We start from the raw sequence: 26,846 nt of genomic DNA, 5'->3' as shown, positions 1-26,846 counted from the left end.
GCGACCTCGGCTACTCTCTTGCAAACGCAGGAGATTGGCGAATCCTTTGCGAAGGCGTCCTTCTCCCCGTCACTATAGGGGGAGAAGTGCCCGGCAGTGCGATGAGGGGCAGCGCAAACCTGTAGTGATTGCCCTGATCAGCTCGTTTCCCATTGCCATTTTGTTCCGGTCTCATGATTCTGCTCCTTTGGAGCGACTGATTCGATGCGTGAGATCATCTTCGACACGGAAACCACCGGCCTCGATTCGCGCGACGACCGCGTGATCGAGCTGGGCGGCGTCGAGCTGGTCAACCGCTTCCCGACCGGAAAGACCTTCCACCACTACATCAACCCGCAAGGGCGCGCGATCCATGCCGAGGCACAGGCGGTGCACGGCATCAGCGCGGCGGACCTCGCGGGCAAGCCGACCTTTGCCGAGATTGTGCAGGAATGGCTGGACTTCACCGACGGCGCCAAGCTGGTCGCCCACAACGCAACCTTCGACATCGGCTTCCTGAACGTTGAATTCGGCCGGCTCGGTCATCCCGTCATCGACAACGGCCTCGTCGTCGATACGCTGGCGCTGGCGCGCCGCAAGCACCCGATGGGGCCGAATTCGCTCGATGCGCTCTGCCGGCGTTACGGCATCGACAACACCAGGCGCACCAAGCACGGCGCCCTGCTCGATTCCGAATTGCTGGCCGAGGTCTATATCGAGCTGATCGGCGGCAAGCAGGCGGCCCTTATCCTCGACAGCGCCACCGCGCCGGCGCAAGGCAAAAATGTCCGCCAGATCGAGATCATCATCAGCCAGCGCCCGGCACCCCTGCGGCCCCGCCTCACCGAAGCCGAACGCGCCGCGCACGCCGGCATGGTCGGGACGTTGGGTGAGAAGGCGTTGTGGCTGAAGGTTGCTGCTGGCAGTTAGAGAAGCGATGGCGGCAAGGCTGGAAGGGCCGACCCTCAAGATTGGCAGCGGACCCGATAACTTCGTCATCCTAGGGCGAAGCAAGGAGCGAATGACGCGGCGCAGACCCTAGGATCCATGCCGTGACGGTGATGATATGTTCCGGCGGTGCAAGAAACCGAGCGTTACCACCCCGTCCCGCGAAACAGCTCGAACCACTCTGGATTGGCCTTTTCGATCAATTCGATCTTCCATTGGCGCGGCCAGCGCTTCAGGGACTTCTCACGTTGGATCGCATCGGTGATGTCGAAAAACTCCTCCTACCAGACCAACCGCTGAACACCGTAGCGGCTGGTGAAATTAGAGCCTTGGCCCGACTTGTGCTCCGGCATGCGGCGACCGAGGTCGTTGGTGACACCGATATAGAGGGTGCCACCTTCCTGGCTCGCAGTCATGTAGACATAACCGGTCATGGTTTTAGCGTAGCGAGCACAGGCGCGGGGACAAGCGCCATTCTGATCCGTTGCATTCTAAGGCGAATGTCACGGCATGGATCCTAGGGTCTGCGCTGCGTCGCTACGCTCCTTGCTCCGCCCTAGGATGACGAAGACGCTAGGGGCCTTCAGCCAACCTCAAAGGCGCGCTGCCCCGCCAGCGTTCCAAACAGAAAACCCGGCACAAGGCCGGGTTCTCAGAAACAACAACGATGACAGCAGGCCTCAGCTCACCTTGACCTTGGACGCCTCGTCCTCGGCCAGCTTCTGCTGGAACATCTGGGCGAAGTCGATCGGGTCGAGCATCAGCGGCGGGAAGCCGCCATTGCGGGTTGCCTCGGCGATGATCTGCCGGGCGAACGGGAACAAAAGGCGCGGGCATTCGATGAACAGGATCGGCAGCATGTGCTCCTGCGGAAAGCCTGCGATGGCGAACACGCCGCCATAGACCAGCTCGACATTGAACAGCACTTCCTGGTCGAAGGACGCCTTGGCGTTCAGCGTCAGATTGACGTCGAACTGCTTGTCGGAGAGCGGGTTGGCGTTGACGTTGACGTTGATGGCGATGCCCGGCGCCTTGTCGCGGCCGCGCAGCGAATTCGGCGCGCCGGGGCTTTCGAACGACAGGTCCTTCACATATTGCGCCAGAACGTTGAGCGACGGCTGCGCCGCATTGCCGTTTCCGTTGGCTGCGCCGACCGGCGCGTCATCCTTGCTGGCCATAAGCCTTGTCCTCTTGCCTGGGCAGCGTCGCTGACCGAATTGAAATCGGGCGTTCGCTACCATGGCGGGGATGACAAGACAAGGTTTGCCGCCTTGCTTCTCGGCTGCGGATATAGATGGGACGGCGCCCTAATCGTCCTTCAGGCGGCGCCACGGCGAGTTGTGATCCGGGCCGCGCTTCAGATCGTCCTCGCGCGAATAGTCGCCGTCTTCGAGGTCGATGACCCTGTCGCGCTGGCGGCTGCGAAAACCGCCGGTCGAGAAATCGGTGGCGACGACAATACGGCCCTTGAACCGGTTCCAGGCAAAGTCGCGCAACGGCGGCAGGAACAGCAGCAGGCCGATAATGTCTGATATGAAGCCGGGGATGATCAGGAGGACCGCCGCAACCACGATCATGGCGCCGTGCGCAAGGTGGCGGCTTGGGTTCTGGCCGGCGGCCATCTCGGTGCGGATGCGGGCCATCACGCCAAAGCCCTGGTACCGGAGCAAAAGCACGCCGGCGATGCTCGAGGCCAGCACGAGGCCGACCGTCGCCAGCGCGCCGACCTCACGGCCGACGATGACGAAACCGGCGATTTCCAGCAGCGGAAGCGCGAGGAGAAAGAAGGGAAGCAGCGAAATGCGCAAGTCTTGCCAACCTTTTTTCGATTGTTATGACGTTTCGATTGTTTTGGCCGCCAGTTGGCAATCGCCGCTGGCACTGAGGCTGTTAGATAGGTATGCCTGCCTTTGATTTGAATGATTGCGCCTTGCGTTCTATATGCTTTGAATGTTGAACGCTATGCGACCGTGGCCATTGGGCCTGACGGTCCGGCCACAGGGCAGGAATTGATTGGCGGAAGATATGGGATTCTTCGACTTCGGCACGATTTTCTTCCTGATTGCGGCGGTGGTCATCTTTTTCCAGCTGCGCAATGTGCTGGGCCGCCGCACCGGCAGCGAACGGCCGCCCTTCGATCCCTATTCGGCGGCTCGCACCGGCGACAAGGATGCCGCCCAGAAATCAGAAAATGTCGTCTCGCTGCCGCGCAAGCGCCCGCCAGGCGAGCCGGCTCCCGACACCTATGCCGCGATCGACGCATTCGCCAAGCCCGATACCGACCTCAACAAGGGCCTGCGCACGATCAAGGACAATGATCCGTCCTTCGAGCCGAAGGGTTTCGTCGACGGCGCCTAGATGGCTTACGAGATGATCGTCATGGCCTATGCCGACGGCGATCGCAAAACGCTGAAGAACCTGTTGTCGCGCGAGGTCTATGACGGCTTTGTCGCCGCCATCGGTGAGCGCGAGGCCAAGGCGGAAAAGATCCAGTCCTCCTTCGTCGGCATCGACAAGGCCGACATCGTCTCGGCCGAGATGAAGGGCGGCGAGGCGCATGTCACGCTGCGCATCATCAGCGAGCTGATTTCGGCGACCCGCGACAAGGCCGGCGCGGTCATCGACGGCGACCCGGAAACCGTCGCAGAGGTCAAGGATGTCTGGACCTTCGCCCGCGACACGCGCTCGCGCGACCCGAACTGGAAGCTCGTCGCCACCGAGGAAGAAGACTAGTTCGGAAACACGCGGCGAGGCTCCGGTGTCGCTATCGCCTCTTTTTGTCGAGAAAGCCTTCGGCAACCTGCCCGGCTGGGGAGATGACGACCATTCGGCGGCTTTCGCCGCCTTTCGCCGCTCGGCCTTCCATGTCCTGACCAAACCCTATCGCAGTGGTGCGCTCGGCATCGACTTCGACGCCTTTGCCGATGCCTACGCCAAGGCCCGGACCGTTTCGCCGGCGAATCGGTCGCCGACCCGCGGGGAAGCCCGCGCCTTCTTCGAGCGCCATTTCGTCCCGGCACTTATCCCCGCCGAACATGCCGGCGCCGGGCTCGTCACTGGTTTCTATGAGCCGCAGGTCGAGGCGTCACCGGTGCGCACGGATCGGTTTTCGGTGCCGTTGCTGTCGCGCCCGGCCGATCTCGTCGATATCGACGAGAGCAACCGGCCGCCCGGCCTGGATCCCTACCTCGCTTTCGCGCGCCAGACGCCGAGCGGGCCGGTCGAGTATCCCGACCGTGGCGAGATCGAGCGTGGCGCGCTCGACGGCAAGGGTCTGGAAATCGCCTGGCTGGCCGACAAGGTCGATGCCTTCTTCATTCACGTGCAAGGTGCCGCACGCCTCGCCATGACCGACGGCCGGCTTGTCCGCGTCACCTATGCCGCCAAATCCGGCCAGCGCTTCACCGGATCCGGCAAGATCTTGAGCGAGCTTGGCGAGATCCCGCTGGAGAAGGTGACGATGCAGTCGATCCGCGCCTGGTTCAAGGCGCATCCGGGCCGCGTCGACGAGATCCTGCGGCAGAACCGCTCTTACATCTTCTTCCGCGAGGCCGATGTCGAGGACGCGGCCCTTGGCCCGATCGCCGCCGCCAAGGTGCCGCTGACGCCGGGCCGCTCGATCGCCGTCGACCGCTTGCTGCATACATTCGGCACGCCTTTTTACATCGACGCACCGACGCTGACTGCTTTCGACGCAGAACCGTTCCGCCGGCTGATGATCGCGCAGGACACCGGCTCGGCCATCACCGGGTCCGCGCGGGGCGACCTGTTCGCCGGTTCGGGCGATGCCGCGGGCGAGATCGCCGGCGTGGTCCGCAATGCCGCGGATTTTTATGCGCTGATCCCGCGCGCGCTCGTTGCAGGTGCGGTCCGATGACCCGGCGCCCGGACAAGCTCAGCGAGGACGACCGGGTTCTGTGGAACCTGGTGGCGCGCACGGCCAAGCCGCTGAAGGGCAAATTTGCCGTCGACATCCCTGAAATCCCTGCCGAGGTCAGGCCAAGTCAGCCGCAACCGGTTCAGCCCATGGCCAATCCCGGGGCAGCCAAACCAAAGACGCAGCATGTCGCGCATGCGCTCGACGAACCGACCTTGGACAAGCTGTCGAAGGGCCGGCTGCCGATCGAGGGCCGCGTCGATCTGCACGGCCTGACCCAGGACGAGGCCTATTCGCTGCTGTTTTCATTCCTGCACCGGGCGCATGCCGGCGGCGTCCGCTATGTCCTGGTCATCACCGGCAAGGGCTCGTCCTCCGGCGGCGATGGCGTGTTGCGGCGCGCGGTACCGGCCTGGCTGTCGACGCCCGCCTTCCGGCCGCTGGTCTCCAGCCACGACCATGCCGCCCGCAATCATGGCGGTTCGGGTGCGCTCTATATCCGCCTGCGGCGGGCGCGCCTGTGAGGAGCTCTATCATGAGGGTGGGGACATGACCCCGTTCGGAGAGAAGCTGCGGACGCTTAGGAGCGAACGCGGTGTCCGCCAGAAGGACATGGCGGCGGCGATCGGCGTCAGCGCCGCCTATCTGTCGGCGCTCGAACATGGCAGGCGCGGTGCCCCGACCTGGACGCTGATCCAGAAGATCATCGGCTATTTCAACATCATCTGGGACGATGCCGAGGAACTGGCGCGGCTGGCCGAGGCCTCGCATCCGCGTGTAAAACTCGACACGTCGGGTCTTTCCCCCGCCGCCACCGAGCTTGCCAATCTGCTGGCGGAAAACATCGAAAAACTCGACGAAGCCGAGCTTCGCCGCATTACCGCATCGATCCGCGCGGCGTTAAACCAGCGGCCGTAGTCCGACGATCCGAGCGTGATGCAAGTTCGCCTGCTTCAGAAGGAAACTGCCCGCCGGCGGAGCGCCAGCGGGCACAGTGGTGAGATCACTTCTTGCCGGCCGTGCCGCCATTTCCGCCCCGGCCGTGATCGCCATTGCCGCCATGGCCATTGTTTCCGCCACCCAGGCAGTCCGACGCCCCGGCATCACCGCAACAGCGGCCGGCCCAGAGGTCGTTGAGGTTGGTTTTGGCACAGCTGGTGGTCTGATCGGCCATGGAGGATCCGGCCATGCTCGACACCGCGATAGCGGCAAGAAGGGTGTTTCGCAGAAAAGCAGTCATCTGAAGTCTCCATGGTTGGTTTCGGTTCACGGCTGTGTGTCGCAGGCCGGAGCGAAATGGTTCACGGAGAAATGCGAGATTATTAGAGGATGCGCGCGGCGTCGGGCCACGAGCGAGACGCTGGCGCCAAGGATCGCCGATGCCGCCCTGTTCGTGCAGAAGCTACTGCACCGCGCCGACCAGAACCTGCTGGCCACCGCGGATCGAGACCCAGCGGCCGGTGTTGTCGATCGCCTGCCGCTTGAGGAAGCGGTAACCGGTCGCGTCCCATGGTTTGACCTTGTCGGTCAGATTGTCGAGCACATAGTCGCCCTCGTCGGTGCGCACCGTCAGCACGGCGTGACCCTCGCCGTCGGGCTTGCGCACGACGGTGATCAGAAGATCGGCAAGCGAGATGCTCATGCGCGAAAGCTGGCGCCGCTTTTCCAGCACATAGTCCTCGCAATCGCCGACGCCCTTGTCGGGATAGGCCCAGACCTCGTCCTTGCCGTAGATATCCATGTCGCTCATCGGCTTGACGGCGGCGTTGACCCTGGCGGTGACATTGAGAAGCTTGCGCATCAGCCCGTCGCTCATCGGAGCCGGCGCCAGATTGGTCGGGCGGATCGAGCACTCGCCCGGATGCAGCTTGCAGAAATCATAGTGGCCGATCGGCTGCGAGGTGAGCCCCCCGGTCGCCATCGCTCCACCCGCCAAAGCCGGTGCCACCCAGCCCGCCGTCATTGCCAGCCCGGCCGCCACATACACGCGCAGCCGTCGCGCCATCGATGAGGAAATCATTGTCCCCGCTCACCCTTTGTTATTAACGAAAGGTTAAGGGGGATTTACAGTCCGTGTCAATTACGACGACGGTCGGATTGTCGGCATGGTTACCCGAGGGGCTGGACAGCGGCACTTGTGCAACAGAATCGGCCAGCCAGCCGGCTTTTACCGTCCAATTTCACGGTTTATCGCCGTTAAGCTTGGTTTATGCAGGTCATCTTCCCAAAACCCGCAATTTTGGGCGGCCTTGCATTATCTCTTGGCGGCGCGGACCAGCTTCGGTTTCACCGCGACACGCTCCTGGCGGCCATAGCTGGTGATGAAGTCGACGATGCGCGGCACGATTTCGGAACGGAAGCGCGAACCGTTGAACACGCCGTAATGGCCAACCGCCGGCTGCATGTAGTGGGCATGCCTGTCTGCCGGGATGTTGGGGCACAGATCATGCGCCGCCTTGGTCTGGCCAAGGCCCGATATGTCGTCGTTTTCGCCTTCGACCGTGAACAGCGCGACGTTGCGGATCGCCGACGGATCGATCCTGGTGCCGCGATGCGTCATCTCGCCCTTGGGCAAGGCCTGGCGCACGAAGACCGTGTCGACGGTCTGTAGATAAAACTCCGCCGTCAGGTCCATGACGGCAAGATACTCGTCGTAGAAATCGCGGTGCTTCTCGGCATTGTCGCCATCATGCTTCACCAGATGCATGAAGAAGTCCTTGTGGGCGATGATGTGGCGGTCGAGGTTCATGCTCATGAAGCCGGACAGCTGCAGGAAGCCTGGATAGACCTCGCGGCCGAAGCCCGGCACCGGCCAGGGCGCATGCATCACGACATTGTCGCGGAACCAGTCGATGCCCTTTTCCTGCGCCAGCAGATTGACCGCGGTCGGGTTGCTGCGGGTGTCGATCGGGCCGCCCATCAAGGTCATGGTCGAGGGCACGAAGGGGTCGCCCTTCGTTTCCATCAGCGCCACGGCGGCCAGCACCGGCACGGAAGGCTGGCACACCGCCATCACATGCGTGTCCGGCCCCAGCGTGTGCAGCATGTCGATGACATAGTCGATGTAGTCGTCGAGATCGAATTGGCCGTCGGCAAGCGGCACCATGCGGGCATCGACCCAGTCGGTGATGTGCACGTCGGCATAGGGTAGCATGGCTTCGACCGTGCCGCGCAGCAGCGTCGCATAATGGCCCGACATCGGCGCCACGATCAGAAGCTTCGGATCGGGCTTGCGTCCGGCGGGGACAGTGCGCTCGAAGCGGACGAGATTGCAGAACGGCTTCGACCAGACGGTCTTTTCAGTGACCTCGACGCTCTTCCAGTCGACCACGGTCTTGGTCAGGCCGAAGGCCGGCTTGCCGTAGCGGCGCGTGGTGCGCTCGAACAGTTCGGCCGTCGCCGCGATCGAACGGCCCCATTGCGTGTGGGAAAACGGATTGAGCGGATTGGAGTAAAACATCCGCACCGCGTCGGCATAGAGGCGCGCCGGCTGCAGGGCGGCGTGGTTCATCTCATAGAGCTGGTAGAACATCGAGAACCCCGCTGCTGCCTGCGACCGAAGGGACGGCGAGCCGCGCCGAGCCCTAGATGTCTCGCGGGGAAGTTAACAACTAATTGCTGCGATGCAATACGTCACGCGGCGTGACCAATGCTTCTTTGGTTCAAGGCCGTGGAAATCGGGGCCGAACGGTGCCAGCCGGCTCAGTGTGCGACTGCGAAATGTGTAGGCAATGTGTCCGGCCCTCTTGCCGGACACAGGAAGCTCTAGACGCGTGCCATGCACACGGACGTGTGGCCGGAGCCGATGAAGCCGAGCTGGCCGGCCGCGCCCTTCGACAGGTCGAGCACGCGCCCCTTGATGAACGGACCGCGATCGTTGATGCGCACGACGACGCTGCGGCCGTTGTTCTTGTTGGTCACCCGGAGCTTGGTGCCGAAAGGCAAGGTTCGGTGGGCAGCGGTCAGCGCCGAAGGGTTCATGCGCTCGCCCGATGCGGTCTTGGAGTGCAGCGCGTACCACGAGGCGCGGCCGCACTGGCTGGCCGCGGTCGCCGAAGAAGCGCCAACCATCAGGCCAGCAGCGATCGTTACCGCGATAAGCGCGGTCTGTTTAGAGTTCTTCATATTTGGGGGATGGCTCCGTTTTTGACAGACCCCAGCCGTTAGGTGCCAAATAAGGCGCGAAATGCGGCAGTCATCTGGCGGTTCCGTGGCAATGGCACACGTTTGGAGTCGTTGGGTAACAGTCTGTCAGGGATTTTGCGGCGCGCGATGATCATTCGATGATGATCTTTGTCCTGCTGCCAGGCATCCGTTTGACAAGATCGAACATTAATATCCAAGTAGAGTCTGGCGCGGTCGGACCACTTCCTTTGGCTCTTTTATCGCGGCCCCGATGCTGCAACCAATCGACTTGAAAAGGGAGATCCGGCAATGAGGATGAGCAAAAATCTGCTGGCCTTGATTGTGCTTGCCGTCGGCGCGCTGTGGTCGCTGCAAGGCATCGGCGCTGTCGGCGGCAGCTTCATGACCGGCCAGTCGCAATGGCTGTATGTCGGGCGTCGTTACCTTACTTGTCGGGCTGGCAGGGCTGGTGTGGGCGAACCGCTAGCGGGAAGCCGCTCACCAATTGCGCCGCCGCCCCCGACAGCCTACCCGAACAGCCGGTCCAGAATCTTGCCCTCCAGCCGGGCCAACTCGACCGAACCGCGCCGGCGCGGCCGTTCCACGGGCACATTCAGATCAAGCGCGATCCGGCCTTCGCTGATCACCACGACCCGGTCGGCCAGCGCAACCGCTTCGGCGACATCATGCGTGACCAGCACAGCCGTGAACTTCTGCGCGATCCAGATGCGTTCCAGAAGCTGCTGCATCTCGATGCGGGTCAGGGCGTCGAGTGCGCCGAGCGGCTCGTCGAGAGCCAGGATCTGCGGGTGGCCGACCAGCGCGCGGGCCAGCGCCACGCGCTGCTTCTGACCTCCGGACAGCACCGAAGGCCATTCGTCGGCCCGATCGGCAAGCCCGACCTCGCCGAGAATGTCGAGCGCGCGTTGCCTTGCTTCCGCGCCGGAAGCAATCCCGGTCAGCCCGACCTCGACGTTTTTCACCACGCTGGCCCAGGGCAGGAGCCGTGGCTCCTGGAACATGAAGCGCGTGCGGCTGTGTCCTTCCTCTGCCACGCCGAATGTCAGCGATCCCGATGTCGGCCGGTCGAGCCCGGCCAAAAGCCGCAAAAGCGTGCTCTTGCCGCAGCCGCTCTTGCCGATGACGGCAAGGAACTGCCCGGCCGGCACGTCCAGGTCGATGCCGTCGAGCACGGTCTTGTCGCCGAAGCGCTTGCCGGCTTGCCTGAAGGCAAAGGCCCGCTGCCCTTCGACGGAGCCGATCGGCCGCACCGGCGTGGCGACGAAGGAACGGGCTGCGGTCAGGCTGGCGGCGGTCATGGGCAATCTCTCATCCGTTCTGGAAGGCCGGATGCCAGCCGAGCGACAGCCGCTCGAGCAGGCGGGCGAGGCTGTCGGCGAGCTTGCCGAGCAGCGCGTAGATCAGGATCGACAGCACGACGACGTCGATCAGCAGGAATTCGCGCGCCTGCATGGCCATGTAGCCGAGGCCGGAGCTGGCCGAGATGGTCTCGGCGACGATCAGCGTCAGCCACATGATGCCCAGGGCATAGCGCAGGCCGACGAAGATCGCCGGCAGCGCGCCGGGCAGGATGACGCGGAAGAACAGGGCGCGCCGGTCCATGCCGTAGACGCGGCCCATCTCGACCAGCTGCGGGTCGACGCTCTGGATGCCGAGCAGCGTGTTGACGTAGATCGGAAAGAACACGCCAAGCGCCACCAGGAACAGTTTGGCTTCCTCGTCGATGCCGAACCACAGGATGACCAGCGGGATCAGCGCCAGGTGCGGGATGTTGCGGATCATCTGCAGCGTCGTGTCGGTCAGGCCGCGGCTGAGCGTAGACAGCCCGTTGGCAAGGCCAAGCGCAAAGCCGATCGAGCCGCCGACGGCAAAGCCGGCAAGGGCGCGCGCGGTCGAGACCCCGATGTTGCGGATCAGTTCGCCTGACAGCGTCAGCCGCCAGAAGGCTTCGGCGACCGCGCTCGGCGCCGGCAGCACGTTGGCGGGCATGACGCCCGCGCGGCTGGCAATCTCCCAGCCGGCAATAACCAGCGCCGGGAGCAGCCAGCCGATGCCATTGCCGCGCAGGCGCGTGGAAAAGCTCATGACGAAGCCTGCAGGCGGTTGGCGCCATGGAAGCCGACCGAGAATTCGTTGGCGATGTTCTCATGCGCCCGCTGCCGCCTGGTGCCGAGCCCGAGCTTTGGAAACAGAAGCTCGGCGACGCGGTAGGCCTCCTCGAGATGCGGATAGCCCGAGCCGATGATGGTATCGATGCCGATCGCCTGGTATTCCCGGATGCGCTCGGTGATCTGTTCCGGCGTGCCGACCAGCGCCGTGCCGGCGCCGCCGCGCACCAGCCCGACACCGGCCCACAGATTGGGCGAGACGACCAGCCTGTCACGGCGTCCGCCATGCAATTGCGCCATACGGCGCTGGCCGACTGAATCCATCTGGTTGAGGAAGCGCGCCTGCGCGTTTTCGATCTGCGCGTCGGTGACATGGCTGATCAGCCGGTCGGCGGCGCGCCACGCTTCGTCCTCGGTCTCGCGGACGATGAAATGCAGCCTGATGCCGAAACGTAGTTTTCTGCCGCGCCGTGCCGCTTTTGCGCGCGCCGCGGCCAGCTTCTCGGCAACCTGCGCCGGCGGCTCGCCCCAGGTCAGATACATGTCGACGAGGTCGGCGGCGAGGTCCTGGCCTGCGTCCGACGACCCGCCGAAATAGAGCGGCGGCCGCTCCTGGTGCGGCAGAAGGTCGAGGCGGCCACTCTCGACGCGGTAATATTTGCCGTCGAAATTAACCCGCTCGCCCGACACCAGGCCGCGCCAGATGGTCAGGAACTCATGCGCCTGGGCATAGCGCTCGTCATGCGGCAGGAAGACGCCGTCGCCGGCGAGCTCGGTCGGGTTGCCGCCGACCACGACATTGAGCAGCAGGCGGCCATTGCTCAAGCGATCGAGGGCGGCGGTCTGGCGCGCGGCGAAAGTCGGCAGCGTGACGCCCGGCCGCAGCGCAACGAGAAACTTCAGCTTTTCGGTCAGCGTCGCGAGACCTGTCGCGGTGATCCAGGAATCCTCGCAGTTCTGACCCGTGGGCAGCAGCACGCCGGGAAAGCCGAGCCGGTCGACCGCTTGCGCGATCTCCTTGAAGTAGCCGAATTCGGGCGGTCGCTGCTGCTCCTCGGAACCGAGATAAGAACCGTCGCCATGCGTCGGGATGAACCAGAAGAAATCGAGCGGTGCGGTGCTGGCAGGCGCGGTCATGTCTGGCACAGTCACGGGCGGATCTCCTGGAGATATGGGTGCAAACGCAAATGGCGCCGGGCGTTCTCACCCGGCGCCGTCAGGGGACAAGTTAGTTGCCGGGTGCTGTCCACACCGCGTCGGAGATGCGGACCGCTTTCGGGATCAGCCCGAGCTTGTAGAAGCGGTCGAAGCCAAGGAGCGAAGCGACGCGGCGCAGACCCTAGGATCCATGCCGTGACGGTGATGCTATGCTCCGGCGGTGCAAGGAACCGAGCGCCGACCAGCCGGTTCCACGAAAGAGCTCGAACCACTCCGGATTGGCCCTCTCGATCAGCTCGATCTTCCATTGTCGTGGCCAGCGCTTCAGTGATTTCTCACGTTGGATGGCGTCGGTAATGTCGAAATACTCTTCGTACCAGACAAGGCGTTGCACGCCGTAGCGACTGGTAAAGCCTGAGCCTTGGCCGGACTTGTGCTCGGGTACGCGGCGGCCGAGGTCGTTGGTGACACCGATGTAGATCGTACGGCGCTTCTGACTCGCGGTCATGTAGGCATAGCCGGTCATGGTTGAAGGGTAGCCCGCGTGAGTTGGCGTGCAAAGCGACATTTCTGATCCGCCGCATTCTACGACCACCGTCACGGCATGGATCCTAGGGCCTGCGCCGCGTCGCTTCGCTCCTTGCTTCGCCCTAGGATGACGAAGCTTAAGTTAAGCCGTCTTCGTGACACAAGTCGTGCCCCACGCCCTTCACTGCGACCAATACTGCCAGGCCCAGTAAAAACTCTCGTCGCGTGGCGGCAGGCGGTCGCGCTCGGCGTCCCAGCGGACCGGCGTTGGCGATTTCAGTTGCTGTTCTAGCGGCTGGCTTTCCCTGGTCCAGGCGAGAAGCCAGTTACCGGCTTGGGCGAACAGCACGGCGGTGGAATGGGTCATCGTCATTCTCTCCTGCTCTTCTGGTTTCCAATCATTCGCGTCCCGCCCACGGGACGAGGACGCGTTCGAGCCTGCGGATGGTGAATTCGAGCACGAAGGCGATGGCCGCGATCACCAATATGCCCATCACCACCACGTCGGTGACGAGGAACTGGGCGGCCGACTGGATCATGAAGCCAAGCCCGCGTGTCGCCGCCACCAGTTCGGCGGCGACCAGCGTCGACCAGCCGGCGCCGAGCGCGATGCGCAGTCCGGTCAGGATCGACGGCAGCGCGCTGGGCAGAATGACGTGGCGGACCACTTGGCGCTGGGTAGCACCCAGCGAGCGCGCCGCATTGATGCGCTCCTGCGAGACGCCGCGAACGCCGGACGCGGTCGACAGCGCCACCGGCGCCAGCATGGCAATGGCGATCACCAGGATCTTCGACGGCTCGCCGATGCCGAACCAGATGATGACCAGCGGCAGGTAGGCGAGCGGCGGGATCGGCCGCAGGAATTCCAGCAGCGGATCGAAGATGCCGCGCCCGATCGTGCTGATGCCGATGGCGAGCCCAACCGGCACGCCGATGAGGATGGCGGCGACCAGCGCGGCGAATATCCGCCACAGGCTGGCGACGGCATGCTGCAGCAGCGTCGCATCGACGAAGCCGTCACGAGCGACGGTGATGAACTTGTTCCACACGGCGGCAGGCGATGGCAGAAACACTGGCGACACCAGTTGCAGGCGGGCCGACAGCGCCCACAGCGCCAGCACCACCAGGATGGTGACAGCGCTGACCGCGCGGGCCGAAACGCCTTTACGCTTGGGGCTGGGTCGCGACCATGGCACCGACAGGCCGTCGGCCTCGTCGATCTTGTGTCCCGGTCGCTCCGTGTAGGAAGTAACGGTCATGCCGCTTCTCCTTCGAAGATCGCATCGGTCAAGTCCGCGCGGGCTTCGGAAAAAATCGGATCGGCCTTGATCGTGCGAATGGCTTCGCCAGACGCGTAGCGCCTGGAGAAGCCGGGTTCAAAAGTCCGCACCACGCGGCCCGGCCCGGGCGCCAGCACGACGATGCGGGTGGCCAGCACCAGCGCCTCCTCGATGCCATGCGTCACCATCAGCACGCCGACCTCGCTTGCCGTCCACAGATCGAGCAGCGTCGTCTGCATGCGTTCGCGCGTCAGCGCATCGAGCGCGCCGAGCGGTTCGTCGAGCAGCAGGAATTCGGGTTCGGCGGCGAGCGCCCGGGCCAGGCCGACGCGCTGGCGCATGCCGCCGGAAAGCTCCCAGATGCGCTTGTCGCCGGCGTCGGTGAGCTTCACCAGCGCCAGCAACTCATCGGCGCGCTGGGCTCGCTCGGCTGGCCTGACACCGCGCAGCCTGAGCGCGAAGGCAACGTTTTCGCGCGCCGTCAGCCATGGGAACAAAGCATCGTTCTGGAACACCACCGCCCGGTCCGAGCCCGGCGCGGTGATCGGCTTGCCGTCGATGGAAGCCGTACCTCGCGCCGGCGCGACAAGGCCGGCGGCGACGTTGAGCAGCGAGGTCTTGCCGCAGCCGGAACGGCCCACCAGCACGACGAAATCGCCCTTGGCGACATCGATCGACACCCGTTCGACGGCAGGCTCCGCTTGGCCGTCATAGTGGATCGAGACCTTGTCCAGTACGAGATGGGGGTCCAGTACAAGATGGGGGTCCAGTACGAGATGCGGCATGGATGCCTCGCGGTTCGTTGAAATCCGACTGCCCCGAAACCGCTCCTCGTCAGCGGTTCCGGGGCAGGCAGCACGCGGCGTCAGGGAAGAAGATCCGCGCGCGTTCGTTTGGCGTCAGGCGTTCAGTTCGAGGCAAGCGCCTCGGTGACGTATTTCGACGACACGTATTTGGAATAATCGGGAAGCACGGCGTCGATCTTGCCTTGCTCCTTGAGGAAGGCGGATGTCGCTTCCACCGCCTTGACCGTGCCGCCGCCGAGGAACTTGTCCGAAGCCTGCTCTTCGAGCGTCGGGAAGACATAGCCCTTGAGCAGCTGCGGCACCTCTTCCAGCTTGGCGCCGGTGATCTTGGCGATCGCGGCCGCCTGTGGCGACGACACCGACCAGGCGTCGGGCTTGGCGAGGAACTCGGCATAGGCGGTGCCCGTCACCTTGACGAAGTCGCGCACTGCCTCAGGGTTCTTTTCGGCGAAGTCGGTGCGCACGATCCAGGCGTCGAAGGTCGGCGCGCCCCAGGCGGCGACCTGCGAGGAATCCACCACCACCTTGCCGGTCGTCTTGATCTGGCCGAGCGCCGGATCCCAGACATAGGCCGCGTCGATATCGCCGCGGGAAAAGGCCGCCGCGATTTCCGGTGGCCGCAGATTGAGTATCTCGACCGACTTCGGATCGACGCCCTCGTGCTTCAGCGCGGCGAGCAGGCTGTAATGCGTCGTCGAGACGAAGGGCACGGCGACCTTCTTGCCGGCGAGGTCGGCGACCCCAGCGATGCCGGCGCCGTTGCGCGCCACCAGCGCCTCGGATTCGCCGATCAGGCCGACGATAAAGATGGTCTGGATCGGCAGCTCGCGGCTCGCCGCCGCCGCCAGCGGGCTCGAGCCGACATAGCCGATATCGACCGAACCGGAAGCGACCGCGGCGATGACATCGGCGCCGGAATCGAATTTGCGCCAGTCGATGGTGGCCTTCGTCGCCTCTTCATAGGCGCCGTCGGCCTGCGGCACTTTCGAAGGCTCGACTACTGTCTGGTAGCCGATGGTGATCTTGAGGTCGTCGGCAAGGGCAGGGCCGAGGAAGGCGGCGCCGGCCAGTGCGGCGGACGAGAGAAGAACAATGCGTCGCGAAATCGTGGACATGAAGGGCTCCTGAAAAGAGAAAAACCGGAATGCCCTATGATAGTCAGCTAATTCTATCATTCTTGTAGAGTTAAATCCTTCCAACCAAGGCGAGCTTGTTAGAAAAAAGCTGTCGATGGTGGGGTGGCGAGGCGGATAGGCCGGCTACAAGCGATCTCCTGGCTTGATCCAAGCCGTGACGTTGGGGGCTCGGCTACTGTCCGAAGTCTTCCGATGTCGGCGGGACAGCACCCCCCTCTGGCCTGCCGGCCATCTCCCCCGCAAGGAGGGAGATCGCTGTCATCCCGGCTTTCGCCAATCGCCATCGTTGCAGGTGTTGGACCTACGGTGGATCTGCCAATCTCCCCCCTTGCGGGGGAGATGCCCGGCAGGGCAGAGGGGGGTGCTGTCCTGCCAGCGTCCGGCAAGGTTCTGCACGCACCACTCGAAGGAATGGCATGATCTCGATCGCGAACGAGAATTCCTAGTCTTGCCCCTGTCAGGCAAATCCATACCCAAAAAAGCCATGGATTCGAAAACACCTTCCACAGTGCTCCAGCATAAGTATAGTATTCTTATCGACATGAGAGAGTTGGAGTCGGCAATGAGCGGCCACCACATCACCATGATCGCTCGCGGCATGGATCGGCTTTCGCCGTCGCGTCAGTCGATGCCGACCACATCCGGCCCTGGAGGACCATTTTGCCATCCCACTGCTCTTAAAGGGCATTTTTGTGCTTTCGAGGGCACAAGGTCGGGCTAAAATGGCCAAAGCGGCTTGAAAACGAAGCAAAATCAACAGTTCTCGGCTTGTACATCATGTCACTAGAATTTATGTGTCATGCGGGCTTGGACGCGGCGGCAACGCACGCCAGGCGTTTTGCAACCGATGGTTCCACGCCGTCGCATGACAGAGAAATTTTGATCTCATGCTCACGAAAAAGGGCAAGTACGGCCTCAAGGCGCTCGTCCATCTCTCGCGATTGCCGGCCGGGCAGCTCGCCTTCGTCAACGACGTCGCCACCGGCAACAACATCCCGAAGAAATTTCTCGACGCCATCCTGGGCGAGTTGCGCAATGCCGGCTTCGTCCAGAGCCGCAAGGGCAAGGATGGCGGCTATCGCCTGGCGCGCCCCGCCGACGAGATCAAGGTCGGACATGTCGTGCGCGTCCTCGACGGTCCGCTGGCGCCGATCCCCTGCGCCAGCCGCACCCAGTACCAGCGCTGTGAAGATTGCAACGAGGCGACATGCCAAGTCCGACATCTGATGCTCGAGGTCCGGCAAGCGATCGCCGAGGTGCTCGATCAGCGCAGCCTCGCGGAAATGCGCGACATCGTCCTCGACGACCTATCGGTCGCGAAGGGCATCGACGATCTGCCGGTTGCGGTGAAGGTCCAGGCCTGACACTGGCGCTGCGCAGAGCGAAGGCATGCCTATGACCGGGCGTGCCAACTCCATGATCATTGTCGGCGGCGGCGCCAGCGGCGTCGTGCTGGCCGCGCATCTCCTGAAGTCGCCCAATCCCGACCTGCGCGTCACGCTGATCGAAAGGCGCCCGCATTTCGGCCAGGGCATCGCCTATTCGACGCTGCTCTCGGCGCATGTCTTGAATGTCAGCGCCGCCGGCATGAGCGCCTATGCCGACGATCCCGGCAATTTCTGGCGCTGGCTGCAGGAGCGCGGCCTGGCAACGGCCGAGCAGGCGCCCTTCTATGCGCCGCGCAGCATCTATGCCCGTTACCTCGGCGAATTGCTCGACGAGCTGCAGGCGCGCGAAAAGCAGACCGGGCGGCTTCGGCTGATCCGCGAGGAAAGCCTCTCGATCACGCCCACCGCATCCGGTGTCGAAGTGGCGCTGGCCAACGGCACCAGCGTCGTTGCGCATCTCGCCGTGCTGGCCACCGGCCACGACGAGGAGCCGGCGCAAGGCCATGCCGTCAGGATGGGGTCGGAAGCCGACACAGCACTTCCCCCCGACGCCGGCGTCATGGTGCTGGGCACCGGCCTCAGCATGGTCGATGCCTTCCTGGCGCTCGAGCAGCGCGGCCATCGCGGCGACATCATAGCTGTGTCGCGGCGCGGCCTGCTGCCCTCGCCGCATCGTAAGGGCAATCCGATCAAGCTCGACGTCGCCGACATTCCGCTCGGCACGCAGCTCTCCTATTTCGTCGGCTGGTTCCGCGACCTGATCAAGGAAAACCAGAAGGCCGGCATCGACTGGCGCGACGTCGTCGACGGCCTGCGGCCGTTCAACCAGAAGATCTGGCAGAACTGGCCGGCTTCCGCCAAGCGCCGCTTCGTCGAGCACACCAAGGCCTGGTGGGACATCCACCGCCATCGCATGGCGCCCGAGGTCTACGCCCGCGTCACCGAAGCCGTGCGGTCCGGCCGCATCCGCCTGGTCGCCGGCCGCGTCGTCGACATCGCGCGCAACGGCGAATTCACCGTCCAGGTCCAGTCGCGCCACACGCAGCGCCTCGAGACCCTCGAGGTCGCCCGCATCTACGATTGCTCTGGTATCGTCAGGGACATCTCGACCTCGTCGAACAGCGTCGTGCGCTCGCTGGTCGACCGCGGCCTGGCACGGCCGGATCCGCTGCGCATCGGCCTCGATGTATCGGCCAAATGCGAGATCATCGCCGGCGACGGAACCGTCTCGGCCAAGATCCTCGCCGTCGGCCCGCTGACGCGCGGCACCTTCTTCGAGATCGACGCCATTCCGGATATCCGCGTGCAGTGTGCGAGGCTGAGCAAGCAGTTGTTGGGTTAGGCAGAACCTTTTGATGCCGGCGGGACAGCACCCCCCTCTGTCCTGCCGGACATCTCCCCCGCAGGGAGGGAGATTGGCAGCTTCGCCTGATGCACCCTCTTCTTCGACGTTGGAGATTGGCGAAACCGGCGGCGACATCCGATCTCCCCCCTTGCGGGGGAGATGGCCGGCAGGCCAGAGGGGGGTGTGACGGAGTGCTGCGGTAGCGTTTTGTTTGAGACCACAGCCACAACCCGGAATTTCATTCCGCATCTGGCCGGTTGATTGGCACGATCTATCTTCTTTCCGACTGCAAAGGGCTGGAGAAGAGGATACGCTGCCGCTCTGCCTTGAGGCGGTCGCTTGGTCATGGAGCATCGATATGAGCGAGCACGAGATCGCCGCAGCCGACGAATTGTCCCGCCTGCGTCCGCCCTATGCGTCGGTTCTCGACCTGATCGGCCAGACGCCGGTGGTCGAGCTGACCAAATTCGACACCGGCAAGTGCCGGCTGTTCATCAAGCTCGAAAGCCAGAACCCCGGCGGCTCGATCAAGGACCGCATCGCGCTGTCGATGATCGCCGCGGCTGAAAAGCAGGGCAGGCTCAGGCGCGGCGGCACCATCGTCGAGGCGACCGCCGGCAACACCGGGCTTGGCCTTGCCCAGGTCGGCATCCCAAAGGGCTATCGCATCGTGCTGGTCGTGCCCGACAAGATGTCGCGCGAAAAGATCCAGCATCTGCGCGCGCTCGGCGCCGAAGTGCGCATGACGCGCTCCGACGTCGGCAAGGGCCATGCCGAATATTACCAGGACATGGCCGAGAAGATCGCAGCGGAAACGCCCGGCGCCTTTTATGCCAACCAGTTCGCCAACCCGGCCAATCCGCTGGCGCATGAAACCACCACCGGCCCGGAGATCTTTTCGCAGCTCGACGGTGACGTCGATGCCGTGGTCGTCGGAGTCGGCTCGGGCGGTACGCTGACCGGGCTTGGCCGTTACTTTGCCAAGGTATCGCCGAAGACCGAAATGGTGCTGGCCGACCCGGTCGGCTCGGTGCTGGCGCCGCTGATCAAGACCGGCAAGATGGAAGAGGCCGGCAGCTGGACGGTCGAAGGCATCGGCGAGGATTTCGTGCCGCCCAACGCCGATCTGTCGCTGGTCAAGAAGGCCTATTCCATCCCCGACAAGCAGAGCATGCTGGCGGTCCGCGACCTCTTGTCGAAGGAAGGTATCCTCGCCGGTTCGTCCTCAGGCACGCTTTTGTCCGCCGCGCTGCGCTATTGCCGCGAGCAGACGGTGCCGAAACGCGTCGTCACCTTCGTCTGCGACAGCGGCAACAAGTATCTGTCGAAAGTGTTCGACGATTTCTGGCTGGCCGAGCAGGGGCTGGCCGAGCACGAGCAGCATGGCGATCTGCGCGATCTGGTGATGCGCTCGCACCGCACCGGCGACACCGTCTATGTCGGCCCGGACGAAAGCCTGCTCAACGCCTATGGCCGCATGCGCCGTTCCGATGTCTCGCAGCTGCCGGTGCTCGACAATGGCAAGCTCGTCGGCATCGTCGACGAAAGCGACATCCTGGCCAAGGTCGACGGCCCCTATGACGGTCGCTGGGAGCGCTTCAACGGCCCGGTGCGCACGGCCATGACCTCCAATCTGCACACGCTGCAGGCCAGCCAGACGCTGGATGCGCTGCTGCCGGTCTTCGACCGCAACGAGGTCGCCATCATCTTCGACGGCGAAGAGTTCGTCGGCCTGATAACCCGCATAGACCTGATCAACCATTTGAGGCGCGCACGATGACCAGCAATACTCCGCCAGCCGGCCCATCATCATCGGGCAAGAACCGTCTGGCTTTCTCGACGCGCACCATCCATGGCGGCCAGAGCCACGACCCGCTGACCGGCGCGGTGATGGTGCCGATCTACGCCACCTCGACCTTTGCCCAGCAGTCTCCCGGCGTGCACAAGGGCTTTGAATATGCCCGCAGCCAGAACCCGACGCGCTTTGCCTTCGAGCGCGCCGTGGCTGATCTCGAAAGCGGCTCGGCCGCCTTTGCCTTCGCGTCCGGCCTGGCGGCGATCGCCACCGTGCTGGAACTGCTCGATTCCGGCGCCCACATCGTCGCCACCGACGACATCTATGGCGGCTCGTTCCGGCTGATGGAGCGGGTGCGCAAGCGCTCGGCCAATCTGCAGGTCTCGTTCGTCGACTTCACCGATCTCGCTGCCGTCGAGGCGGCGATCCGGCCCGAGACGAAAATGCTGTGGGTCGAGACGCCGACCAACCCGCTGCTGCGCATCGTCGACCTCGAAGGCGTTGCGGCACTCGCCAAGCGCAAGGGGGTGCTCACGGTCGCCGACAACACGTTTTGCAGCCCCTATATCCAGCGGCCGCTGGAGCTCGGCATCGATATCGTCGTTCACTCGACGACCAAATATCTCAACGGCCATTCCGATATGGTCGGCGGTGTCGCCGTCGTCGGCGACAACAAGGAGCTCGCCGCCCAGCTGAAATTCTTGCAGAACGCCATCGGCGCCATTTCAGGCCCGTTCGACAGTTTTCTCGCCCTGCGCGGCCTCAAGACGCTGGCGCTCAGGATGGAGCGTCATTCCGCCAATGGCCTCAAGATCGCGCAATGGCTGGAAGCGCGCCGCGACGTCCGCCGCGTCATCTATCCCGGCCTCGCCAGCCACCCGCAGCACGCCGTCGCCGTCCAGCAGATGCACGCCTTCGGCGGCATGATCACAGCCGTGCTCGACCGCGACCTTGCCGGCACCAAACGCTTCCTCGAACGCACGCAACTGTTCACGCTGGCCGAAAGCCTCGGCGGGGTGGAGAGCCTGATCGAGCATCCCGCGCTGATGACGCATGGGTCCATACCAGCCGAGAAACGGGCCGAGATCGGGATTTCGGATTCGCTGGTAAGGCTGTCGGCGGGGATCGAGGATGGCGACGATCTGATCGCCGATCTGGATCAGGCGTTGGGGGGTTAGGCAGCGATCCTTCGCACCCCCCTCTGCCCTGCCGGGCATCTCCCCCGCAAGGGGGGAGATCACTATCACTACGGCTGTCGCCAATCTTCAAAGCTGCGAGAAAGCGGCGACATCGAAACTGCCAATCTCCCTCCTTGCGGGGGAGATGGCCGGCAGGCCAGAGGGGGGTGCTGTCCCGCCGACATCAGACAAAACTTCTTCGCCGCGGTGGCGGTGAAAGCAACCGCAGTCTTGCGCCGGTCATCGCCCCGTTGACCCCGAACCCCATCTGCCCGAAATGTAGCGCCCCATGGCTACACACGCCCCACCCAAACCCACCGACACCCCGCTCACCTTCGCAGTGCTGGTGTTTCCCGGCTTTCCGATGATGGCGTTCAGCTCGGTCATCGAGCCGCTGCGTGCGGCCAATGTCCTGGCGAAAAGAGAATGCTATCGCTGGATCATCGTCGGCGGCACGAAAGGCGCGGTCGAGGCCTCGAACGGCGTCGTCATCCAGCCGGGTTTTTACGCCGAGGACGCGCCGAAGGTCGACCGCATCGTCGTCTGCTCGGGCGGCGATGCCGATCACCTCGTCGCCGAGGACGCCGCAAGCTGGATCCGCAAGAGCCTGCGCAATGGCGCCCATATCGGCGCGGTGGCGGATGCGGCCTTCTTCCTGGCGCGCGCCGGCCTGCTCGACGGCCATGCCTGCACCTTGCACTGGACCAGCCAGGCGGCCTTCACCGAGGCCTTTCCCAACATCGAGCTCCGGCGCGATCTCTTTGTCATAGACCGTAAGCGCTTCACCTCGGCCGGCGGCGTCGGCAGCCTCGACATGATGCTGGAGATCATCACCCGCGATTACGGCGCCGAGCTCGCCGCCGGCGTCGCCGAATGGTTCGTGCACAGCCAGCTGCGCTCCAGCATCGACCGCAAGATGATGCCTTTGCGGCTGCGCACCGGCGTCCAGAATGAGCTGGTGCTGTCGGCCATCGCCATCATGGAGGACGCGGTCGAGGAGCGGCTCGGCATGGCCGAGCTGACCGCGAAGCTCGGCGTCTCCTCCGACAAGCTCGAGCGCAGTTTTAGGTCCGAACTCGCCATCTCGCCCAACGGCTACTACCGGCGCCTGAGGCTGAAACGCGCCGCCGACCTGCTGGCGCACTCGACGCTCGCCGTACGCGACGTGGCGCTCGCCTGCGGCTTCGCCTCGATGTCGAGTTTTGCCCGGGCGTTTCGCGAGGAGCACGGGCATCCGCCGAGATTGGCGAGGCGGCATTAGTTTGTCGATGTTGGCGGGACAGCACCCCCCTCTGTCCTGCCGGACATCTCCCCCGCAAGGGGGGAGATCAGCGGCTTTGGCCTCCCGCGCTTTCTTCAACGTTGAAAATTGGCGAAAGCGCTCGTGACAGCCAATCTCCCTCCTTGCGGGGGAGATGTCCGGCAGGACAGAGGGGGGTGCTGTCCCGCCAGCGTTCCGCATAAGGCATCAGCGGCATCCCGCACAACACCTGCGGTTTTCCGCACAATCCCCTCGCCCCTCTTACGCCATGCTCATCCCTCGCAACCCAGCCAAGGCCGTACCCCCATGAGCATCGTCGTATTCGACCCCGACAGCACCGAGGACGTGGACTTCAAGGACCGCATGCGCCACCCCGCGGCGGCCGATCCGGCCGGCGGCATGTGGCTGTCGGACACCGAGCCGTCCTTCATCGATGCCGATGCGCTGCGCAAGGGCCGGCTGGCAAAACTGCGCGGCTGGATGCGCGACGCCGGTTATGGCGGCGTCGTGTTGTTCGACCCCTACAACCAGCGCTACGCCACCGGCTCGCGCAACATGTTCGGCTATTTCCTGCGCAACTCGACCCGCTATTTCTTCATTCCGACCGACGGGCCGATCGTTCTGTTCGAATATCCGCAGAGCTACCATGTCTCCATGGTGCTCGACACGATCGACGAGGCGCGTCCTTCCAAGCTCGTCTGGTCGTCGGTGTCGGGCCGTGACGACGAGACCGCCGGGCCCTTCGCCGACGAGATCGCCGAACTCTTGAAGCAGCATGGCGGCGGCTCGATGAAGCTCGGCCTCGACCGCTGCAGCCATCTGCAGGCGCTGGCGCTCGAAAAGCGCGGCTGCGAGGTTCGCGACTGCCAGGGCGAGATCCTGGCGGTTCGCGCCGTCAAGACGCCCGAGGAAGTGAAATGCCTGCAGGTGTCGATGGCTGGCGCCGAGGCTGCCGTCTATGCGGTGCGCGAGGCGATCAAGCCCGGCGTTTCCGAAAACGACCTGTTCGCCATCATGTATGGCGAGGTCATCCGCCAAGGCGGCGAGTTCATCGAGACGCGGCTGCTTACCTCCGGACAGCGCACCAATCCGTGGTTCAACGAGGCCAGCGGCCGGAAGATCCGCCCCGGCGAGTTGCTGGCGCTCGATACCGACACGATCGGCTGCTACGGCTATTATTCGGATTTCTCGCGCACCTTCCGCTGCGGGCCGGGCAAGCCGACGCCCTACCAGAAATCGCTCTACCGCATGGCGCACGATCAGGTTCAGCACAACATCTCGATCGTCAAACCCGGCATGGCGTTCCGCGAGATTGCCGAAAAGGCCTGGAAAATCCCGGACCGTTTTGTCGACCAGCGCTACACTTCGGTCATGCACGGCGTCGGCATGCATGGCGAAACGCCGTTCATCGCGCATTCCATGGACTACGAGACCTATGGCCGCGACGGCCATATCGTGCCAGGCATGGTGGTGAGCGTCGAAAGCTATATCGGCGAGAAAGGCGGCCGCGAGGGCGTCAAGCTGGAGGACGAGATCCTGATCACCGAGACCGGCACGGAGCTTCTGTCGCGCTTTCCCTATGAGGATGAGTTTCTGGAGACGCAGGTTTGATACGCGCAACTAACGCTCACAACAAGCGCCTCATTCCGTCGCACCCCCCTCTGTCCTGCCGGACATCTCCCCCGCAAGGGGGGAGATTGGCAGCGTCGCCTGGAGCGCTTTTTCCTGCAACTCTGACGATTGGCGAGGGCATTCGCGACGGCCGATCTCCCCCCTTGCGGGGGAGATGCCCGGCAGGGCAGAGGGGGGTGCTGTCCCACCGGCACAGGCAAGAGTCTTGGACTGCTCCGCCCGTGGATAATGAAGCCGCATGAAAACCCCCATCGCCATCAAACCCGGCACAATGGCCGCGATCTTCATCGATCTGCAGGAAGAGCACCGGCAGGACCCGCGCTACCTCGTCGAGGGCTTCAGCAGCATCCTCGCCAACGTCCAGCGCCTGCAGGCGGCGGCGCGGCAGAACCATGTGCCGCTCTACCATTGGGCCTATATCGTCGATCTCGACAGCCAGGATCGGCCGTTTCATCCGCTCGGTGAGGACGGCAAGTCGGCCTTCTCCGACAAGAGCGATCCGCTGACCGAGATCTGCCGTGAGGTGGCGCCGATCAAGGGCGAGGCTCTGCTGATCAAGGCCGAGGCCAGCGCCTTTCGCACCGGGCCGGCGGCCCGCGACATCAAGTCCGCCGGCATCGAATGGCTGGTCGTATCAGGCGTCTGGACCGAGGCCTGCATCGACGCGTCGGTGAAGGATGCGGTGGCGAAAGGCTTTCGCGTGCTGCTGGTCAAGGATGCCTGCGGCAGCGGCAGCGCGGCCATGCACCAGACCGGCATTCTCAACCTCGCCAACCGGCTCTATGGCGGCGCCGTCACCGACACCGTCAGCGCCTGCCGGCTGCTGGCCGGCGAGACCGTCACCGCCTGGCAGGTCGAAGGCTCGGTGCCGCTGCGCTTCAGCTTCGACAACGCGGCCGCGCTCTACGCCGATCTATGACTGTCGAAAGCATGACCAGGGGCCCCTACGAAACCCGGCTCGCCCCAGAGCTCTGGGCCTATATCGACGCGGTCAACGCCTGGTATCCGCCCGAAATCATCGGCCTGCCGATCGGCAAGCAGCGCGCAGTATATGACCGGATGAGCCGGGCCTTCCACCAGGGCCGCCCGCCCGGCGTCAAGGCCAGCGATGGCCTGATCGCCGCCGCCGGCCGCGACATCCCCATCCGCCGTTACCGGTTTGCCGGCAAGGCCGCCCAGGCGATGGTGATCTACTACCACGGCGGCGGCTTCATCCTCGGCGGGCTGGAAAGCCATGACGACATCTGCGCCGAGCTCTGCGCCGGCACCGGCTTCGACGTGCTGTCGGTCGACTACCGGCTGGCGCCGGAGCATCTTCATCCCGCCGCCTTCGACGATGCGGTGGCCGCCTTCGAATGGGCGGCAGTGTCATCAGATCTGCCGCTGGTGCTGTGCGGCGAAAGCGCTGGCGGCAACCTCGCCGCCGCGGTGGCGCAGGCGACGCGCCGCCATATCAGAGCTGCGGTCGGGCAAGTGCTGATCTACCCCGAACTCGGCGGCGACGAGAGCGCCGGCTCCTACATCGAGCACACTGAGGCGCCGCTGCTGTCGGTGGCCGACATCGCCTTCTACCGCGACGTCCGCTCGGCCTGGCGGCAATCGCTTGACGATCCCACTTTCTCGCCGCTGCGCGACACCGATTTCACCGGCCTGCCGCCGACGGTGATCGTCACGGCGCAATGCGACCCGCTGTCGTCGGACGGCGAGGCTTATCGCGACCGTATTGCGGCTGCCGGCGGCAAGGCGTGGTGGCACGAGGAGCCGAGGCTGGTGCACAGCTTCCTGCGCGCCCGCACCACTGTGCCGGCAGCGGCGGAGGCGTTTGCGCGGATCGTGGCGGCGGTTGCCGCGCTGGGTAAGGGTGAGTGGCCGTATTGAGTGGCTGAGGAAGGAAGGCGCCGGCGGTGAGGCGCCAATCTCCCCCCTTGCGGGGGAGATGTCCGGCAGGACAGAGGGGGGTGCTGTCCCGCTGACCTTTCAGCTAATCAGCTAAGTCCAGCCGCGCTCTCAGACCGATTTTAAATGATCTGGGGATCGAAGGTTGGCGATCCTTCACACCCCCCTCTGTCCTGCCGGACATCTCCCCCGCAAGGGGGGGAGATTGGCTGTCACGTCACCCTTCGCCAATTTTCGAAGGGGGAGGCCCTCGCTTGGCACCCTGCGGAACCCCGCACAATCACTGCGGATTCCCGAACACTTCCCGGCGTCACCCCGCTCTATCATTCCCCTCAGGCAATGGCATCCCGGCGGTCGCGTCCGCCCCCGCGTCTGTCGATCGGCC

General features: G+C 64.3%; 25 protein-coding genes and 3 pseudogenes. 13 read left to right on the top strand and 15 right to left on the bottom strand.

What is annotated here, in order from left to right; translation table 11 throughout:
- Window positions 1-204 precede the first annotated feature (204 nt).
- Window positions 205-909 carry a DNA polymerase III subunit epsilon gene (dnaQ, locus tag NKJ04_RS26235; protein ID WP_352678003.1) on the top strand — a complete coding sequence of 235 codons (705 nt, stop codon included), beginning with the start codon at window positions 205-207 and terminating at the stop codon, window positions 907-909.
- Between the two features lie 164 nt (window positions 910-1,073).
- On the opposite strand, the pseudogene NKJ04_RS26230 reads toward dnaQ, so the two are convergent.
- From NKJ04_RS26230 to NKJ04_RS26220, 3 genes and pseudogenes are all read right to left on the bottom strand, one after another.
- A pseudogene (locus NKJ04_RS26230) lies at window positions 1,074-1,361 on the bottom strand (GIY-YIG nuclease family protein).
- Between the two features lie 246 nt (window positions 1,362-1,607).
- Window positions 1,608-2,105 (bottom strand): protein-export chaperone SecB, encoded by a 498-nt coding sequence (gene secB, locus NKJ04_RS26225; protein ID WP_023813420.1) that lies wholly within the window; start codon window positions 2,103-2,105, stop codon window positions 1,608-1,610.
- A 129-nt stretch (window positions 2,106-2,234) separates the two neighbouring features.
- On the bottom strand, window positions 2,235-2,735 hold the full coding sequence (locus tag NKJ04_RS26220; RefSeq protein ID WP_352612576.1) for an FxsA family protein: 501 nt from the start codon (window positions 2,733-2,735) through the stop codon (window positions 2,235-2,237).
- A gap of 217 nt (window positions 2,736-2,952) precedes the next feature.
- On the opposite strand from NKJ04_RS26220, the pseudogene NKJ04_RS26215 reads away from it, so the two are divergent.
- From NKJ04_RS26215 to NKJ04_RS26200, 4 genes and pseudogenes are all read left to right on the top strand, one after another.
- Window positions 2,953-3,660: pseudogene (locus tag NKJ04_RS26215) on the top strand (Tim44/TimA family putative adaptor protein).
- 25 nt (window positions 3,661-3,685) lie between these two features.
- Window positions 3,686-4,804: a murein transglycosylase A gene (gene mltA / locus NKJ04_RS26210; protein ID WP_352678000.1), complete on the top strand. Its 1,119-nt coding sequence runs from the start codon at window positions 3,686-3,688 to the stop codon at window positions 4,802-4,804.
- Window positions 4,801-5,328 carry a Smr/MutS family protein gene (locus tag NKJ04_RS26205; protein ID WP_023813424.1) on the top strand — a complete coding sequence of 176 codons (528 nt, stop codon included), beginning with the start codon at window positions 4,801-4,803 and terminating at the stop codon, window positions 5,326-5,328. Before mltA ends, NKJ04_RS26205 begins: the two co-directional genes overlap by 4 nt.
- Window positions 5,329-5,353: 25 nt before the next feature.
- Window positions 5,354-5,722, top strand: coding sequence for a helix-turn-helix domain-containing protein (locus NKJ04_RS26200; protein ID WP_352612580.1), 369 nt, complete (start codon window positions 5,354-5,356; stop codon window positions 5,720-5,722).
- Between the two features lie 85 nt (window positions 5,723-5,807).
- Here NKJ04_RS26200 and NKJ04_RS26195 read toward each other — a convergent pair whose 3' ends face one another.
- The 12 genes and pseudogenes from NKJ04_RS26195 to tauA all read right to left on the bottom strand — a co-directional run bounded on the left by NKJ04_RS26195 (window position 5,808) and on the right by tauA (window position 15,945).
- On the bottom strand, window positions 5,808-6,044 hold the full coding sequence (locus NKJ04_RS26195) for a hypothetical protein (protein ID WP_352677996.1): 237 nt from the start codon (window positions 6,042-6,044) through the stop codon (window positions 5,808-5,810).
- 162 nt (window positions 6,045-6,206) lie between these two features.
- Window positions 6,207-6,824 (bottom strand): transglutaminase-like cysteine peptidase, encoded by a 618-nt coding sequence (locus tag NKJ04_RS26190; protein WP_128305613.1) that lies wholly within the window; start codon window positions 6,822-6,824, stop codon window positions 6,207-6,209.
- Window positions 6,825-7,058: 234 nt separating this feature from the next.
- Window positions 7,059-8,336 carry a polyhydroxyalkanoate depolymerase gene (locus NKJ04_RS26185; RefSeq protein ID WP_352677993.1) on the bottom strand — a complete coding sequence of 426 codons (1,278 nt, stop codon included), beginning with the start codon at window positions 8,334-8,336 and terminating at the stop codon, window positions 7,059-7,061.
- 233 nt (window positions 8,337-8,569) lie between these two features.
- Window positions 8,570-8,929, bottom strand: coding sequence for a septal ring lytic transglycosylase RlpA family protein (locus NKJ04_RS26180; protein WP_352677991.1), 360 nt, complete (start codon window positions 8,927-8,929; stop codon window positions 8,570-8,572).
- A gap of 527 nt (window positions 8,930-9,456) precedes the next feature.
- Window positions 9,457-10,248 carry an ATP-binding cassette domain-containing protein gene (locus NKJ04_RS26175; protein ID WP_352677988.1) on the bottom strand — a complete coding sequence of 264 codons (792 nt, stop codon included), beginning with the start codon at window positions 10,246-10,248 and terminating at the stop codon, window positions 9,457-9,459.
- 10 nt (window positions 10,249-10,258) lie between these two features.
- Window positions 10,259-11,035, bottom strand: coding sequence for an ABC transporter permease subunit (locus tag NKJ04_RS26170; protein WP_352677986.1), 777 nt, complete (start codon window positions 11,033-11,035; stop codon window positions 10,259-10,261).
- A complete protein-coding gene (gene ssuD, locus NKJ04_RS26165; RefSeq protein ID WP_352678036.1) occupies window positions 11,032-12,195 on the bottom strand; it encodes an FMNH2-dependent alkanesulfonate monooxygenase in 1,164 nt (387 codons plus the stop codon). Before ssuD ends, NKJ04_RS26170 begins: the two co-directional genes overlap by 4 nt.
- A 262-nt stretch (window positions 12,196-12,457) precedes the next feature.
- Window positions 12,458-12,742: pseudogene (locus NKJ04_RS26160) on the bottom strand (GIY-YIG nuclease family protein); the annotation flags it as partial.
- A 183-nt stretch (window positions 12,743-12,925) separates the two neighbouring features.
- Window positions 12,926-13,111 carry a hypothetical protein gene (locus tag NKJ04_RS26155; protein WP_031213663.1) on the bottom strand — a complete coding sequence of 62 codons (186 nt, stop codon included), beginning with the start codon at window positions 13,109-13,111 and terminating at the stop codon, window positions 12,926-12,928.
- 31 nt (window positions 13,112-13,142) lie between these two features.
- Entirely contained in the window at window positions 13,143-14,003 is an 861-nt protein-coding gene (locus NKJ04_RS26150; RefSeq protein WP_352555716.1) for an ABC transporter permease subunit, read from the bottom strand.
- Window positions 14,000-14,809, bottom strand: a complete 810-nt coding sequence (locus tag NKJ04_RS26145; protein WP_352677981.1) for a taurine ABC transporter ATP-binding protein — start codon at window positions 14,807-14,809, stop codon at window positions 14,000-14,002. The genes NKJ04_RS26150 and NKJ04_RS26145 overlap by 4 nt, the downstream gene beginning before the upstream one ends.
- Before the next feature lie 122 nt (window positions 14,810-14,931).
- Entirely contained in the window at window positions 14,932-15,945 is a 1,014-nt protein-coding gene (tauA, locus tag NKJ04_RS26140; protein ID WP_352442345.1) for a taurine ABC transporter substrate-binding protein, read from the bottom strand.
- Between the two features lie 908 nt (window positions 15,946-16,853).
- Here tauA and NKJ04_RS26135 point away from each other — a divergent pair.
- The 8 genes from NKJ04_RS26135 to NKJ04_RS26100 all read left to right on the top strand — a co-directional run bounded on the left by NKJ04_RS26135 (window position 16,854) and on the right by NKJ04_RS26100 (window position 26,443).
- Window positions 16,854-17,330 carry an RrF2 family transcriptional regulator gene (locus tag NKJ04_RS26135; protein WP_352677977.1) on the top strand — a complete coding sequence of 159 codons (477 nt, stop codon included), beginning with the start codon at window positions 16,854-16,856 and terminating at the stop codon, window positions 17,328-17,330.
- A 31-nt stretch (window positions 17,331-17,361) separates the two neighbouring features.
- Window positions 17,362-18,696, top strand: a complete 1,335-nt coding sequence (locus NKJ04_RS26130; RefSeq protein ID WP_352677974.1) for an FAD/NAD(P)-binding protein — start codon at window positions 17,362-17,364, stop codon at window positions 18,694-18,696.
- 361 nt (window positions 18,697-19,057) lie between these two features.
- Window positions 19,058-20,479, top strand: coding sequence for a pyridoxal-phosphate dependent enzyme (locus tag NKJ04_RS26125; protein ID WP_352677971.1), 1,422 nt, complete (start codon window positions 19,058-19,060; stop codon window positions 20,477-20,479).
- Window positions 20,476-21,672 (top strand): trans-sulfuration enzyme family protein, encoded by a 1,197-nt coding sequence (locus tag NKJ04_RS26120; protein WP_352677968.1) that lies wholly within the window; start codon window positions 20,476-20,478, stop codon window positions 21,670-21,672. Before NKJ04_RS26125 ends, NKJ04_RS26120 begins: the two co-directional genes overlap by 4 nt.
- Window positions 21,673-21,961: 289 nt before the next feature.
- On the top strand, window positions 21,962-22,933 hold the full coding sequence (locus NKJ04_RS26115; protein WP_352677965.1) for a GlxA family transcriptional regulator: 972 nt from the start codon (window positions 21,962-21,964) through the stop codon (window positions 22,931-22,933).
- 306 nt (window positions 22,934-23,239) lie between these two features.
- Window positions 23,240-24,544 carry a M24 family metallopeptidase gene (locus NKJ04_RS26110; RefSeq protein WP_352677963.1) on the top strand — a complete coding sequence of 435 codons (1,305 nt, stop codon included), beginning with the start codon at window positions 23,240-23,242 and terminating at the stop codon, window positions 24,542-24,544.
- Window positions 24,545-24,803: 259 nt separating this feature from the next.
- Window positions 24,804-25,484 carry an isochorismatase family protein gene (locus NKJ04_RS26105; protein WP_352677960.1) on the top strand — a complete coding sequence of 227 codons (681 nt, stop codon included), beginning with the start codon at window positions 24,804-24,806 and terminating at the stop codon, window positions 25,482-25,484.
- 11 nt (window positions 25,485-25,495) lie between these two features.
- Window positions 25,496-26,443, top strand: a complete 948-nt coding sequence (locus tag NKJ04_RS26100; protein WP_352677958.1) for an alpha/beta hydrolase — start codon at window positions 25,496-25,498, stop codon at window positions 26,441-26,443.
- The last annotated feature ends 403 nt before the right edge of the window (window positions 26,444-26,846 follow it).

This window comes from Mesorhizobium sp. M0618 (assembly GCF_040320765.1).
In the GTDB taxonomy this organism is placed as follows: Bacteria; Pseudomonadota; Alphaproteobacteria; order Rhizobiales; family Rhizobiaceae; genus Mesorhizobium.
Note: the sequence above shows the minus strand (reverse complement) of the source record. Positions and strands in the feature narration are given on the sequence as shown.

Excerpts from the sequence above, each read along its gene's own strand:
- NKJ04_RS26150 (WP_352555716.1), bottom strand. The coding sequence starts at position 14,003 with ATGACCGTTACTTCCTACACGGAGCGACCGGGACACAAGATCGACGAG.
- NKJ04_RS26155 (WP_031213663.1), bottom strand. The coding sequence starts at position 13,111 with ATGACCCATTCCACCGCCGTGCTGTTCGCCCAAGCCGGTAACTGGCTT.
- NKJ04_RS26205 (WP_023813424.1), top strand. The coding sequence starts at position 4,801 with ATGACCCGGCGCCCGGACAAGCTCAGCGAGGACGACCGGGTTCTGTGG.
- NKJ04_RS26115 (WP_352677965.1), top strand. The coding sequence starts at position 21,962 with ATGGCTACACACGCCCCACCCAAACCCACCGACACCCCGCTCACCTTC.
- NKJ04_RS26135 (WP_352677977.1), top strand. The coding sequence starts at position 16,854 with ATGCTCACGAAAAAGGGCAAGTACGGCCTCAAGGCGCTCGTCCATCTC.
- NKJ04_RS26200 (WP_352612580.1), top strand. The coding sequence starts at position 5,354 with ATGACCCCGTTCGGAGAGAAGCTGCGGACGCTTAGGAGCGAACGCGGT.
- NKJ04_RS26110 (WP_352677963.1), top strand. The coding sequence starts at position 23,240 with ATGAGCATCGTCGTATTCGACCCCGACAGCACCGAGGACGTGGACTTC.
- NKJ04_RS26175 (WP_352677988.1), bottom strand. The coding sequence starts at position 10,248 with ATGACCGCCGCCAGCCTGACCGCAGCCCGTTCCTTCGTCGCCACGCCG.
- NKJ04_RS26180 (WP_352677991.1), bottom strand. The coding sequence starts at position 8,929 with ATGAAGAACTCTAAACAGACCGCGCTTATCGCGGTAACGATCGCTGCT.
- NKJ04_RS26105 (WP_352677960.1), top strand. The coding sequence starts at position 24,804 with ATGAAAACCCCCATCGCCATCAAACCCGGCACAATGGCCGCGATCTTC.
- secB (WP_023813420.1), bottom strand. The coding sequence starts at position 2,105 with ATGGCCAGCAAGGATGACGCGCCGGTCGGCGCAGCCAACGGAAACGGC.
- dnaQ (WP_352678003.1), top strand. The coding sequence starts at position 205 with ATGCGTGAGATCATCTTCGACACGGAAACCACCGGCCTCGATTCGCGC.
- NKJ04_RS26125 (WP_352677971.1), top strand. The coding sequence starts at position 19,058 with ATGAGCGAGCACGAGATCGCCGCAGCCGACGAATTGTCCCGCCTGCGT.
- NKJ04_RS26170 (WP_352677986.1), bottom strand. The coding sequence starts at position 11,035 with ATGAGCTTTTCCACGCGCCTGCGCGGCAATGGCATCGGCTGGCTGCTC.
- NKJ04_RS26100 (WP_352677958.1), top strand. The coding sequence starts at position 25,496 with ATGACCAGGGGCCCCTACGAAACCCGGCTCGCCCCAGAGCTCTGGGCC.
- tauA (WP_352442345.1), bottom strand. The coding sequence starts at position 15,945 with ATGTCCACGATTTCGCGACGCATTGTTCTTCTCTCGTCCGCCGCACTG.
- NKJ04_RS26190 (WP_128305613.1), bottom strand. The coding sequence starts at position 6,824 with ATGATTTCCTCATCGATGGCGCGACGGCTGCGCGTGTATGTGGCGGCC.
- NKJ04_RS26185 (WP_352677993.1), bottom strand. The coding sequence starts at position 8,336 with ATGTTCTACCAGCTCTATGAGATGAACCACGCCGCCCTGCAGCCGGCG.
- NKJ04_RS26130 (WP_352677974.1), top strand. The coding sequence starts at position 17,362 with ATGACCGGGCGTGCCAACTCCATGATCATTGTCGGCGGCGGCGCCAGC.
- ssuD (WP_352678036.1), bottom strand. The coding sequence starts at position 12,195 with ATGACCGCGCCTGCCAGCACCGCACCGCTCGATTTCTTCTGGTTCATC.
- NKJ04_RS26120 (WP_352677968.1), top strand. The coding sequence starts at position 20,476 with ATGACCAGCAATACTCCGCCAGCCGGCCCATCATCATCGGGCAAGAAC.
- NKJ04_RS26195 (WP_352677996.1), bottom strand. The coding sequence starts at position 6,044 with ATGACTGCTTTTCTGCGAAACACCCTTCTTGCCGCTATCGCGGTGTCG.
- NKJ04_RS26145 (WP_352677981.1), bottom strand. The coding sequence starts at position 14,809 with ATGCCGCATCTCGTACTGGACCCCCATCTTGTACTGGACCCCCATCTC.